We start from the raw sequence: 11,582 nt of genomic DNA, 5'->3' as shown, positions 1-11,582 counted from the left end.
GGTCCTCGGGGGAGTGGGCGGGACGTGGTGCGGCTCGCTGTCGTTGTCGGGGCTCTTGGTGTGGTCTTCGGTGACATCGGGACCAGCCCGATCTACACCCTCCAGACCGTGTTCAACCCCGACGACCCGCACCCCGTGCCGGTCACCACGGACAACGTGTACGGCGTGGTGTCGCTGGTGTTCTGGTCGGTGATGGTCATCGTCACGGTCACGTACGTGCTGCTCGCGATGCGCGCCGACAACGAGGGCGAGGGCGGCATCATGGCGCTCATCACCCTGTTGCGGCGGTGGAGCTCGCAGCAGGGCCGGCGAGCCGCCGTGGTGCTGGCCGCGCTGGGCATCTTCGGCGCGTCGCTGTTCTTCGGCGACAGCATGATCACTCCGGCCATCTCGGTGCTGTCCGCCGTCGAGGGGCTCAAGGTCGTCGAACCGTCGCTGCACAGCGCGGTCGTACCGGTCACCGCGGCGATCATCGTGGCGCTGTTCCTGGTGCAGCGCCAGGGAACCGCGGCCGTGGGCCGGGTGTTCGGGCCGGTGATGATCCTCTGGTTCACGGTCATCGGCGCGTGCGGTGTCTCCGGTATCGCCGACCACCCGGACATCCTCAGGGCGCTGTGGCCGAGCTATGCCCTGGGCTTTCTGTTCGGCCATTTCGGCACCGCCTTCTTCGCGCTCGCCGCGATCGTGCTCGCGGTCACCGGCGCGGAGGCGCTCTACGCGGACATGGGGCACTTCGGCCGCCGGGCGATCACCCGGGGCTGGATGTGCCTCGTCTTCCCCGCCTGCGTCCTGAGCTATCTAGGCCAGGGCGCGCTGATCCTCGACGATCCGCACAACATCAGCAGCCCGTTCTTCCTGCTCGTGCCCGACTGGGGACGGTGGCCGATGATCCTGCTGGCCACGGCGGCCACCGTGATCGCCTCCCAGGCGGTGATCACCGGGGCGTACTCGGTCGCCTCCCAGGCGGCCCAGCTCGGCTATCTGCCGAGGCTGCGGATCGCGCACACCTCCGAATCCACGGTCGGCCAGATCTACGTCCCCTGGATCAACTGGCTGCTGATGGTCTCGGTCCTCACCCTGGTCTTCGCGTTCCGCAGCTCCGCCGCGCTGGCCTTCGCGTTCGGCATGGCGGTCACGGGCACGATCACCATCACCACCCTGCTGTTCTTCTACGTCGCCCGCGCGAAATGGGGTACGCCCGTCTGGCTGGTCGCGATCGGCGCGAGCCTACTGCTCTTCGTCGACCTGCTGTTCGTGGCGGCCAACCTGACCAAGCTCGTCCACGGCGCGTGGCTGCCGCTGCTGATCGCTGTCACCGCGTTCACCGTCATGACGACCTGGCAGCGCGGTCGCGCCGTGGTCACCGCGGAGCGGGCCCGCCACGAGGGTTCCCTGCGTGAGTTCGTCGACCAGTTGCGCAGCGGGGAGACGGCGGAGCGCCAGGTGCCGGGCACGGCCGTCTTCCTCAACCGGGGCAAGGAGACGGCGCCCCTGGCCATGCGGGCCAACGTGGAGCACAACCACGTACGGCACGAGCACGTCGTGATTCTCTCCATCGAGACCGAGCCCGTGCCACGCGTCCCGGCCGACCGCCGGATCGTCGTCGACGGCCTCGGCTACGCCGACGACGGGATCGTCCACGTCACCGCCCGCTTCGGCTACATGGAGACACCGGACGTGCCCGGCACGCTGGCGTTGCTGGACGAGGCCGAGACCGAGGGGCCGCTGCGGCTCGACCAGGCGTCGTACTTCCTGTCGAAGATCGAGATCCGGCGCGGCAAGGCTCCGACCATGGCGCCCTGGCGCAAACGGCTGTTCATCGCCACCTCCCACATCACGGCCGACGCCGCCGAACACTTCGGCCTCCCCCAGGACCGTACGGTCATCATGGGCTCGCACATCGAGGTGTAGCCGCGCTGCCGGTCCTCCGCGTCAGGAGAGTCCCGACTCCCGGAGTACGGCCCGAGCCGTCTCGTCGTCGATGCGATGGCCCAGCCGGTCGATGACCTCCGCTCCGTCGCGCAGCGTTCCGTGTTCCAGCGAGCGCCGGACGCCCGTGTCGAGCTCGTGCCAGAGCAGGGGGTTGGCGGCGAGGGTCCGGGGGTCGAGCTCCAGGTGGCGGCCGTCGGCGTCCTGGAGGACCAGGTGGGCGGAGACACCCTCGTACTGGCGTACGGCCGTCAGCGCGTCCGTGCGGATGACGACCCGGCGCGAGAGGGTCTGTACGGCCAGCCAGCCGGGGCCCGAGCTCACCTGCGGCGGCAGCAGTACGGCGAACAGCGCGACGGACAGGCCCGACCAGAGCAGGGCGCGAAGAGGCGTCAGGGTTCCCGCGTCCCAGTCGACGAGAAGGCTCATGGCGCAGAACAGCAGGCCACAGCCGATCGCGAACCGTGCGCTGCCGGGCCAGCGACGGTCGCGTTCCGGTGCGGCCGGTGTCACCGGTGTGCTCCGTGCCATGTCTCCGACGGTAGGCGGCCGGGCGGGGTCGTGGCGTATGAGTCCCGTCAAGGCCAGGGGCATCCCCGTAAGGGAGCCGTCAACGGGCGGTCCGATCCGGCCAAAGGGGAGCTTTCCTCTGATTGTCCGTTTCCGTCGAACCTCACCCCAGGAGTTCGCGATGGCCGATCTGGCCTTCGTCATCATCACGATCGCGGTGTTCGCGCTGGTGGCTCTCGCCGCCAAGGGAGTGACCAAGCTGTGACCGCCGAGAACATGGTCGGCCTGATCGTGGCCGTCGCCCTGCTGGGCTATCTCGTCCTCGCCCTGATCTTCCCGGAGAGGTTCTGAGATCGCATATGGGTCCCGTACTCGCCGGCGTCCTCCAGTTGCTCGCGCTGATCGTGGCGCTGGGGCTCGCCTACGTTCCCCTCGGCGACTACATGGCCAGGGTCTACTCCTCCGACAAGCACCTGCGCGTCGAGAAGTGGATCTACAAGGCCATCGGCGCCGACCCGGACACCCAGATGCGCTGGCCCGCGTACCTGCGCGGTGTCCTCGCCTTCTCGTTCGTGGGTGTCCTGTTCCTCTACCTCCTCCAGCGGCTCCAGGGCGTCCTGCCGGGCTCGCTCGGCTTCTCCTCGATCGATCCGGACCAGGCGTTCAACACCGCCGTGTCGTTCGTGACGAACACCAACTGGCAGTCGTACTACGGCGAGCAGGCCATGGGCCACCTCGTGCAGACCGCCGGTCTCGCCGTCCAGAACTTCGTCTCGGCGGCCGTCGGTATCGCCGTCGCGGTGGCCCTCGTACGCGGGTTGGCCCGATCACGTACCGGTGAGCTGGGCAACTTCTGGTCCGACCTGGTGCGTGGTGTCGTACGCATCCTGCTGCCGTTCTGTGTCGTCGCCGCGGTCGTCCTGGTCGCGTGCGGGGTCATCCAGAACTTCTCCGGCATTCACGAGGTCGGCCAGTTCATGGGCGGGTCGCAGCAGTGGAACGGGGGCGCGGTCGCCTCGCAGGAGGCCGTCAAGGAGTTCGGGACGAACGGGGGCGGCTACTTCAACGCCAACTCCGCGCACCCCTTCGAGAACCCGACGCCGTTCACCAACCTGTTCGAGATCTTCCTGCTGCTGGTGATCCCGTTCGCGCTGACCCGGACGTTCGGCCGGATGGTCGGCAGCCTCAAGCAGGGGTACGCGATCCTCGCCGCGATGGCGGCCATCTGGGTCGGCTTCGTCGCCCTGATGATGTGGACGGAGTTCGCCCACCACGGGCCGGCGTTCGACATCGCCGGCGGGGCGATGGAGGGCAAGGAACAGCGCATCGGGGTCGGCGCCTCGTCGATCTTCGCGGTGTCGACGACGCTGACGTCCACGGGCGCGGTGGACTCCTTCCACTCCTCGTTCACCGGGCTGGGCGGCGGCATCACGATCCTGGGCATGCAACTGGGCGAGATCGCGCCCGGCGGCACCGGCTCCGGCCTCTACGGCATGCTGATCATGGCGGTCATCGCGGTGTTCATCGCCGGCCTCATGGTCGGCCGTACGCCCGAGTACCTCGGCAAGAAGATCGGCACCCGCGAGATCAAGTTCGCGGCCTGCTACATCCTCGTCACCCCGGCCCTGGTGCTCGTCTTCACGGCGGCGGCGATGGCGCTGCCGACGCCCGGCCACTCGATGGCCAACAGCGGGGCGCACGGCTTCTCCGAGATCCTTTACGCGTATTCGTCGGCCGCCAACAACAACGGCTCGGCCTTCGCCGGGCTGAACGCGAACACCCAGTGGTTCAACACGACGCTGGGGCTTGCGATGGCCCTGGGCCGGTTCCTGCCGATGGTGTTCGTGCTGGCACTGGCGGGATCGCTGGCCGAGCAGCGGCCGGTGCCGGTCACCGCGGGCACCCTGCGGACCGAGAAGCCGCTGTTCACCGGCCTGCTGGTGGGCGCGATCCTCATCATCACCGGTCTGACCTACTTCCCGGCGCTCGCGCTGGGCCCGCTGGCCGAGGGGCTGGCCTCATGACCACCCGGGAAGAGAACCACCGGATAGAGAAGCAAGAGGACTCGATGTCCACATCGACCCAGACCCCGACTCCCACCCAGACTCCGACCCCTGCCCCGGCACGGGCGCCGCACAGCGATGTGCCCACCGGCCACAAGGACGAGAGCAAGGTCGGCGGGGGGCTGTTCGACCCCAGGCAGTTGCTCAAGTCGCTGCCGGACGCCTGCCGCAAGCTCGACCCGCGCGTGATGGTCAAGTCCCCGGTGATGTTCGTGGTCCTCGTCGGGTCGGTCCTGACGACGGTGTTCTCCTTCAAGGAGCCGGGCGACTGGTTCGGCTGGGCGATCAGTGCCTGGCTCTGGCTGACCGTGATCTTCGCCAATCTGGCGGAGGCGGTCGCCGAGGGCCGGGGCAAGGCCCAGGCGGACACGCTGCGCAAGGCGAAGACCGACACGGTCGCGCGGCGGCTGACCCCGGACGGGAAGTCCGAGGAACAGGTGCCGGGCACCGAGCTGCGCATCGGGGACCGGGTCGTCTGCGAGGCCGGGGACATCATCCCGGGTGACGGTGACGTCGTGGAGGGCGTGGCGTCCGTCGACGAGTCGGCCATCACCGGGGAGTCGGCGCCGGTCATCCGCGAGTCGGGCGGCGACCGAAGCGCGGTCACCGGCGGCACGAAGGTCCTCTCCGACCGGATCGTCGTAAAGATCACGACGAAACCCGGCGAGACCTTCATCGACCGCATGATCGCCCTGGTGGAGGGCGCGGCCCGGCAGAAGACGCCGAACGAGATCGCGCTGAACATCCTGCTCGCGTCGCTGACCATAGTGTTCCTGCTGGCCGTCGCCACCCTGCCGCCGTTCGCCGACTACGCGGGCTCGCACCTGTCGATGGTCGTGCTGGTGGCGCTGCTGGTCTGCCTGATCCCGACCACGATCGGCGCGCTGCTCTCCGCGATCGGCATCGCGGGCATGGACCGCCTGGTGCAGAGGAACGTGTTGGCGATGTCGGGCCGCGCGGTCGAGGCCGCCGGTGACGTCTCCACACTGCTGCTGGACAAGACGGGCACCATCACGCTCGGCAACCGGCAGGCGTCGGAGTTCGTGCCGGTGGCGGGCACGACGGAGGCCGAGGTGGCGGACGCGGCCCAGTTGTCGTCGCTGGCCGACGAGACACCCGAGGGCCGCTCCATCGTCGTACTGGCGAAGGAGAGGTACGGGCTGCGCGAGCGGCACCAGGGCGAGCTGGCCGGCGCCGAGTGGATCGCGTTCACCGCCCAGACCCGGATGTCGGGCGTGGACGTGGACGGGCGCAGGATCCGCAAGGGCGCCGCCGGTTCGGTCGTCGCGTGGGTACGGGAACAGGGTGGTGTCGTCTCGGAGGACGCCGGCGCGCTCACCGACCGGATCTCCGAGGCGGGCGGTACACCGCTGCTGGTGGCCGTGGAGGACAGCGACGGGGCACGGATCCTGGGCGTCATCCACCTCAAGGACGTCGTCAAGGAGGGCATGCGCGAGCGGTTCGACGAGCTGCGCCGGATGGGCATCAAGACGGTCATGATCACGGGCGACAACCCGCTGACCGCCAAGGCGATCGCCGAGGAGGCGGGCGTCGACGACTTCCTCGCGGAGGCCACTCCCGAGGACAAGATGGCGCTCATCAAGCGGGAGCAGGCGGGCGGCAAGCTGGTCGCGATGACCGGTGACGGCACGAACGACGCGCCGGCCCTCGCGCAGGCGGACGTGGGCGTGGCCATGAACACCGGAACCTCGGCCGCCAAGGAGGCCGGGAACATGGTGGACCTCGACTCCAACCCCACCAAGCTGATCGAGATCGTCGAGATCGGCAAGCAACTCCTCATCACCCGGGGAGCGTTGACGACGTTCTCGATCGCCAACGACGTGGCGAAGTACTTCGCGATCATCCCGGCGCTGTTCGCGGCCGTCTACCCGGGCCTGGACAAGCTGAACATCATGCACCTGTCCTCGCCGGACTCCGCGATCCTCTCGGCGGTCATCTTCAACGCGCTGATCATCATCGCGCTGGTGCCGCTGTCCCTGCGGGGCGTGCGCTACAAGCCGATGAGCGCCGACAGGATGCTCCGCCGCAACCTCACGATCTACGGCATCGGCGGCCTGATCGCCCCCTTCATCGGCATCAAGCTCATCGACCTGCTGATCTCCCTCATCCCCGGGCTGTAACTCCCTGAAAGCGTGCTGATCCCATGAACAACTCGGTTACGAACACGGCCCGGTTGCTGTGGGCGGGCCTGCGAGCCCTGCTCGTGCTCACCCTGGTCACGGGCGTGATCTATCCGCTGGCGGTCACCGGCATCGCCCAGGGGATCTTCCCCGGCAGGGCGAACGGCTCGGAGATCAGGGCGGACGGCAAGGTCGTCGGCTCGTCCCTGATCGGCCAGGCGTACAACCTGCCGCTGAGGAAGGGCGAGCAGACCCCCGCCCCCGACCTGAAGTGGTTCCAGGGCCGCCCGCAGAACGGCCTCGGCAGCAACACCGTCAACACCCGGTACAAACTGATCCTCTCCGGCGCGACCAACCGCTCCGGCGACAACAAGGACCTCATCGCCTGGGTCACCGCGGCCAAGGCGGCGGTCATCAAGGACAACTCCGTCCCCGGCTACACGGTCAGCCCCTCGGCCGTACCCGCCGACGCGGTCACGTCCTCCGGCTCGGGCCTCGACCCTGACATCTCCCCGGCCTACGCCGACCTCCAGATCCACCGGATCGCCGACCGCAACGGCCTGTCCGTCGCCCAGGTACGCAAACTGGTCGACGCCCACACCGAAGGCCGCACCCTCGGCTTCATCGGCGAACCCCGCGTGAACGTGCTGGAACTCAACATCGGGCTCAAGGAGCTTGTGGAGAAGGTGAGTTGAGGCCGCGTAACACGATGATCCGTACGGGAGAAGGCGGAGCCGGAGAACATCCGGGCCTCGCCGACTCCCGCTGACTGTGTTGCAGGGGTGGGCGCGTCGACGTCGGACGGCGCAGGGCTTGGCCAAACGGGCGCGGATCGTGCTGAAGTGCGCTGAGGGGCAGTCGAATGCCGCTGTGGCGCGGGAGTCAGGGGTCTCGCGGACCACGGTGAACTGCTGGCGGGCGTGGTTCGTGCGGGACCGGCTTGACGGGCTGGGCGACGAGCCTTGTCCGGGAGTACCGCGCACCATCACCGACTCTCCGGTGGAGGAGGTGGTGGTGCGCACGCTGGAGGAGACGCCCGTGGGGGCCACGCACCGGTCGAAGCGGGAGCCGGCCAAGCGGGTGGGGGATCTCACCGACCAGCGTGCTCCGCATCTGGCGGGCCTTTGGGCTCCAGCCCTGGCGGACGGAGAACGTCAAGATTTCCCCGGATCCGCTGCTGATCGACAAGATCCGGGACGTGGTGGGCCTGTATCTGGCACCGCCGGCCAATGCGGCGGTGTTCGCGGTGGACGAGAAGCCCCAGGTGCAGGCCCTGGAGCGGAGCCACCGGTGCTGCCGATGGTCCCGGGCACCCCGGGAGCGGCGCAGCCTCGACTACGTCCGGCACGGTACCGTGGACCTGTTCGCAGCCCTGAACACCGCCACCGGCAAGGTGATCGGGAAGCTGTCCGCGCGGCACCGGGCGGTGGACTTCCGCGACTTTCCGGACGAGATCGACCGCCAGACCGATCCCGGCCTGGCGGTCCACGTGATCTGCGACAACCTCTCCGCCCACAAAGCGCCAGTGGTTCATCGGCGGCTGGTGGAGCACCCGCGCTTCCACCTGCACTTCACCCCGACCTACTCATCGTGGATCAACCAGGTCGAGCGGTGGTTCGCCGAGCTGGAACGGCGCTGCCTGGAACGCGGCGTGTTCTGCTCCCTCGATGAACTCAAGACCGCACTTGAGGACTGGATCAAGATCTGGAACAGCAACGCCAAGCCCTTCAAGTGGACCAGGACCGCCGACCAGATCATCGACCGCATCTGCCGCTACTGCTCAAGAATCTCCGGACCAGCTCACTGGTACTCCAGCAGGACTTCGCTGTCTGACCTGGTCTTTCCGCCGGGTCATCCGCGAGGACCTGCAAGGAATACGTCGCCGGCAAGCTCGGCGAGGCCGATGGCGTGCTGGAGGCCTTCGGCTTCGACGCCAACCCCAATATCGACGCGGCCACCATCCACACCCTCGCCAGCTGCGAATGGATCATGAAGAGCCAGCCGCTCTGCCTGACCGGCGACTCCGGCACCGGCAAGTCTCACATGCTCATCTGACCGTGGGCCGTGGAACACCGCGCCCGCCACCCGGGTACGGGGGCGGGTGCGGGGGCGCGGTGTTCCACGGCAGCAGGGCTGACGCGGGTTTTGCGGCTATGCCTCCTCGCGAGATCTCGCCGATCTCACCAGAAGGACCATGGACCACACGAAGAGCAGGGTCCCCGGAGTCATGAGGAGCGCGTCCCACAGCAGCCTGTGGCCGGAGGGGATGCGTGAGGCGGCGATGAGGCATATCCCCACGCCGGCCATCAGGCTGATCCGGACCGGAAAGGCCGTCCCGGACCTGCGGCGCCGCGGTGACCAGTCGATACCGCGCACACGGAGCAAGCCGTCTGCGATCAGGAAAGCTCCCACTGCGAACCCAGTGACATACGTGACGACGTCTGCGGTGCCGGTGTTCATGCTCGTACTCGCCTCATTTCTGTGCTGATCGCTTGAATCGCGAATCGTGCCGCGGCGGGTCGGGAAAGCGTCCCGCCGCGCGGTTACATGGGGGGACTACCGGTGCCAGACGTAACCCCCGACCGGCGTCCAGTGCTTGTGCCAGCTCCAGTTCGACCAGGTCCAGTACGCGGCGAAGTACACCCGGAAGTAGATGCCGTGGTTGTGTCCCGCGTCATCGATCCAGTCCAGGCCGGCCGCCGTGACGTAGGCGACGGCCGAGATGCCCCGCACACCGCCGCCGCCGGCGTACCGATGAGCGAGAGGGCGCCGGCGGCCGCGCAGGCGCCCGCGACCGTGGCACCGAACACCAGGGCGTCGATGAGCATGGTGGTGGCGTACTCGCTCAGGTAGACCGAGCACGTCTTGTGGTAGGTGCCGGTTTAGCACGAACCGTAGGTGCTGGTGCCCTCGGGGTCGTACTGCGTGAGCGGGTTCTGGTCACCGTAGTCGTAGGCGTTGGCGGAGCCGCCGGACACCGAGTCGACCTGGCCGAACCGTCCCGTGGCCGTGTTGTAGCCGCGAGCGCCCATCCTGACGTTGCCGCCGTCCGCGTCGGTGGACTTCGCCGTGAACGCGGGCGTGACCGACGTTTGGTTCATCCCCGGCGGTGTCTGCGGTGGTGCACGGGCTGCCACGGCGGGTTCGGCCTGCCGCTGGGGTACTGCCGGGTGCGTCGACGGCGCGGCGGCTTCGGAGGCGGGTACAGCGCCACCCGCAGCCGGGACGCATCGGTGAGCTCCTTCAGCCGCGCCAGCCGCTCCGGGGAGAGCGGCTGGATCGGATCAACCATCGGAGCCTCCAGTTTCGGCTGGTCTCCCTGTAGCCTCTCCGACGCCTGCCAGGTGCCGGGGCCCGTCTGCCGGTCGCGTCCCGGCACCTGGCCCGACGACTTCGTCCCCCGTCCCGCAGGGCGGGTAGGGATGGCGCCGTTGGACGGGCAGGGTTCACAGAGTTCAGGGGCTGCCCGACTGTGTGACGCCCCGCGCGAGTTGGCCGACGACATCGAAGACGGTCTGGCCGAACGCGGTGGGGGCGATCAGCACGCCGAAGACCAACACGATGACGACGGTCAACTGCTCGTCGTTCCGGCTCCGGGCCTGCGTACGCCGCCGCAGCCGCATGACGATGATGACCGCCAGCAGCACCGCCACATTGATCGTCAGAACCACGCGGCCAGCCCTCCCCGTCAGACCCGAACGTCCCAGCTCACAGGTAACCCCGAACCGCTCCGTGCGGTGGGTCGATTACTGATCGTTGGCGGCAAAACGCTTTTCCCCGACTAGATTTCGGGCCTTGACCAGCACGTCGGCAATGCACTGCACCTCCACGAACTGGCCGGCCTGTCCCCCTTCAACACCCGCGGCCGCACCCCCTCCCCCGGGAGTTACGCTGCTGCTGGTCGGCCGGACCGACCGCGTCCATGGCCTGCCGCTCCGGCTGCTTGGCCCGCTGTTCGGCGACGGCACGTCCACGGGCGTCGGCCTCAAGCTTGAAGGCGGCAGACCGGGCGAGGTTCTCCGGGGTGTGCACCACGTCTCCGGGTCGGTGGCACGGCCTTCCAGCAGCTCCGGCATTGCGGCCTGCTGGTGGACGGCAGGGGGCCGCCTGGACCACCGAAACCAACAGTGGAGGCACTTGGAGCCAGACCGGGTCCAAGACCAACTGCTACGGGGCCGACAGCGACCCCGGACAAGACACCCACGGCCTCCGGCCCCGCCGGAGGCTTCGTGCTTCCTGGTCCGCACCGTGTACCGGGACATGGAGTCGCTCGCCGCCGCCGGCGTCCCCCTTTACGGCGATCCAGGCCACGACGGTGGCTACCGGCTGGTCGACGGCTACCGCACCAGGCTGACCGGACTGACCGGCGAGGAGGCGGAGGCGCTCTCCCTGGCCGGGCTGCCCGGACCGGCCGCGGACCTCGGGCTCGGCACCGTCCTCGCCGCCGCCCAGCTCAAACTGAGGGCCGCGCTGCCCGACGAACTACGCGACCGGACCGGCGAGATACGGCAGCGCTTCCACCTGGACACCTCCGGCTGGTACGCCGAAACAGATGCCACCCCGCATCTGGCCGCCGTGACCGACTTCGACGCTCGCCGCCACCAAGGCGACGCAGTGGTACGGCTCTCGCCACGGATCCTCGAACAGCTTCCGGACCTCATGGAACCGGCAGTGGCACGAGCCGCCCGGAACAGCGCCGGGCCACCGGGCCCCGACGGCCGCGTCCAGGTCGTCATCCCCACCGAGTCCGTCGATCACGCCGTTGGCATGCTGCTACGGCTCGGCGCGGAGGCCGAGGTCGTGGCACCCCTCGAATTGAGAGCCCGGATGGCGCAGACGATCGCAGCCCTGGCCGACACGTACCGGCGCCCGCCCACCGCCCAGTAGAGTGCGCCCCGGTTGTCCCCCAGCCACCAGTCCCAGCCCTCAGCCACTGGCC

At 68.7% G+C, this 11,582-nt stretch carries 14 protein-coding genes and 3 pseudogenes; 10 read left to right on the top strand and 7 right to left on the bottom strand.

Annotated features, from left to right (window positions below):
* The coding region (locus AOK08_RS40915) for a potassium transporter Kup (RefSeq protein WP_055535534.1) at positions 1-1,911 on the top strand (1,911 nt) is incomplete at its 5' end.
* A 21-nt stretch (positions 1,912-1,932) separates the two neighbouring features.
* Here the strand turns inward: AOK08_RS40915 and AOK08_RS40910 are convergent.
* Positions 1,933-2,460 carry a hypothetical protein gene (locus tag AOK08_RS40910; RefSeq protein WP_055535530.1) on the bottom strand — a complete coding sequence of 176 codons (528 nt, stop codon included), beginning with the start codon at positions 2,458-2,460 and terminating at the stop codon, positions 1,933-1,935.
* On the opposite strand from AOK08_RS40910, the gene AOK08_RS45335 reads away from it, so the two are divergent.
* The 8 genes and pseudogenes from AOK08_RS45335 to AOK08_RS44260 form a co-directional block, all read left to right on the top strand.
* Entirely contained in the window at positions 2,459-2,704 is a 246-nt protein-coding gene (locus AOK08_RS45335; RefSeq protein WP_157877023.1) for a hypothetical protein, read from the top strand. The genes AOK08_RS40910 and AOK08_RS45335 overlap by 2 nt on opposite strands.
* Positions 2,701-2,790, top strand: a complete 90-nt coding sequence (gene kdpF / locus AOK08_RS40905) for a K(+)-transporting ATPase subunit F (protein ID WP_055535527.1) — start codon at positions 2,701-2,703, stop codon at positions 2,788-2,790. The genes AOK08_RS45335 and kdpF overlap by 4 nt, the downstream gene beginning before the upstream one ends.
* A gap of 8 nt (positions 2,791-2,798) precedes the next feature.
* On the top strand, positions 2,799-4,463 hold the full coding sequence (kdpA, locus tag AOK08_RS40900) for a potassium-transporting ATPase subunit KdpA (protein WP_055535525.1): 1,665 nt from the start codon (positions 2,799-2,801) through the stop codon (positions 4,461-4,463).
* Positions 4,464-4,507: 44 nt separating this feature from the next.
* Positions 4,508-6,643: a potassium-transporting ATPase subunit KdpB gene (gene kdpB / locus AOK08_RS40895; RefSeq protein ID WP_055535532.1), complete on the top strand. Its 2,136-nt coding sequence runs from the start codon at positions 4,508-4,510 to the stop codon at positions 6,641-6,643.
* 23 nt (positions 6,644-6,666) lie between these two features.
* Positions 6,667-7,338, top strand: a complete 672-nt coding sequence (locus tag AOK08_RS40890; RefSeq protein ID WP_055535523.1) for a potassium-transporting ATPase subunit C — start codon at positions 6,667-6,669, stop codon at positions 7,336-7,338.
* Between the two features lie 76 nt (positions 7,339-7,414).
* Positions 7,415-7,579, top strand: a pseudogene (locus AOK08_RS49055) (helix-turn-helix domain-containing protein); the annotation flags it as partial.
* Between the two features lie 166 nt (positions 7,580-7,745).
* Positions 7,746-8,285, top strand: a pseudogene (locus AOK08_RS49050) (IS630 family transposase); the annotation flags it as partial.
* Positions 8,286-8,554: 269 nt separating this feature from the next.
* Positions 8,555-8,695: pseudogene (locus AOK08_RS44260) on the top strand (ATP-binding protein); the annotation flags it as partial.
* A gap of 99 nt (positions 8,696-8,794) precedes the next feature.
* Here the strand turns inward: AOK08_RS44260 and AOK08_RS40880 are convergent.
* The 6 genes from AOK08_RS40880 to AOK08_RS40865 all read right to left on the bottom strand — a co-directional run bounded on the left by AOK08_RS40880 (position 8,795) and on the right by AOK08_RS40865 (position 10,675).
* The gene (locus AOK08_RS40880; protein ID WP_055535520.1) at positions 8,795-9,103 is read right to left on the bottom strand and encodes a hypothetical protein; all 309 of its coding nucleotides are present in this window, start codon (positions 9,101-9,103) and stop codon (positions 8,795-8,797) included.
* 96 nt (positions 9,104-9,199) lie between these two features.
* Positions 9,200-9,376 (bottom strand): hypothetical protein, encoded by a 177-nt coding sequence (locus tag AOK08_RS46270; RefSeq protein WP_157877022.1) that lies wholly within the window; start codon positions 9,374-9,376, stop codon positions 9,200-9,202.
* A 149-nt stretch (positions 9,377-9,525) separates the two neighbouring features.
* Positions 9,526-9,744 (bottom strand): RHS repeat-associated core domain-containing protein, encoded by a 219-nt coding sequence (locus AOK08_RS40875; protein WP_055535518.1) that lies wholly within the window; start codon positions 9,742-9,744, stop codon positions 9,526-9,528.
* A complete protein-coding gene (locus tag AOK08_RS44255; RefSeq protein ID WP_079054571.1) occupies positions 9,741-9,935 on the bottom strand; it encodes a hypothetical protein in 195 nt (64 codons plus the stop codon). Before AOK08_RS44255 ends, AOK08_RS40875 begins: the two co-directional genes overlap by 4 nt.
* A 163-nt stretch (positions 9,936-10,098) precedes the next feature.
* A complete protein-coding gene (locus tag AOK08_RS40870; protein ID WP_055535516.1) occupies positions 10,099-10,314 on the bottom strand; it encodes a hypothetical protein in 216 nt (71 codons plus the stop codon).
* Between the two features lie 181 nt (positions 10,315-10,495).
* Positions 10,496-10,675, bottom strand: a complete 180-nt coding sequence (locus AOK08_RS40865; protein WP_055535514.1) for a hypothetical protein — start codon at positions 10,673-10,675, stop codon at positions 10,496-10,498.
* A gap of 105 nt (positions 10,676-10,780) precedes the next feature.
* Between AOK08_RS40865 and AOK08_RS40860 the strand changes: the two genes are divergently transcribed.
* A complete protein-coding gene (locus AOK08_RS40860) occupies positions 10,781-11,530 on the top strand; it encodes a helix-turn-helix transcriptional regulator (protein WP_422125822.1) in 750 nt (249 codons plus the stop codon).
* Positions 11,531-11,582: the final 52 nt, after the last annotated feature.

Source organism: Streptomyces graminilatus (assembly GCF_001418565.1).
Lineage (GTDB): Bacteria > Actinomycetota > Actinomycetes > Streptomycetales > Streptomycetaceae > Streptomyces > Streptomyces graminilatus.
The sequence above is the reverse complement of the archived record's forward strand: the minus strand, read 5'-3'. Positions and strand labels throughout refer to the sequence as shown.

Excerpts from the sequence above, each read along its gene's own strand:
- AOK08_RS45335 (WP_157877023.1), top strand. The coding sequence starts at position 2,459 with ATGTCTCCGACGGTAGGCGGCCGGGCGGGGTCGTGGCGTATGAGTCCC.
- AOK08_RS40910 (WP_055535530.1), bottom strand. The coding sequence starts at position 2,460 with ATGGCACGGAGCACACCGGTGACACCGGCCGCACCGGAACGCGACCGT.
- kdpA (WP_055535525.1), top strand. The coding sequence starts at position 2,799 with ATGGGTCCCGTACTCGCCGGCGTCCTCCAGTTGCTCGCGCTGATCGTG.
- kdpB (WP_055535532.1), top strand. The coding sequence starts at position 4,508 with ATGTCCACATCGACCCAGACCCCGACTCCCACCCAGACTCCGACCCCT.
- AOK08_RS40890 (WP_055535523.1), top strand. The coding sequence starts at position 6,667 with ATGAACAACTCGGTTACGAACACGGCCCGGTTGCTGTGGGCGGGCCTG.
- AOK08_RS40880 (WP_055535520.1), bottom strand. The coding sequence starts at position 9,103 with ATGAACACCGGCACCGCAGACGTCGTCACGTATGTCACTGGGTTCGCA.
- AOK08_RS40875 (WP_055535518.1), bottom strand. The coding sequence starts at position 9,744 with ATGAACCAAACGTCGGTCACGCCCGCGTTCACGGCGAAGTCCACCGAC.
- AOK08_RS44255 (WP_079054571.1), bottom strand. The coding sequence starts at position 9,935 with ATGGTTGATCCGATCCAGCCGCTCTCCCCGGAGCGGCTGGCGCGGCTG.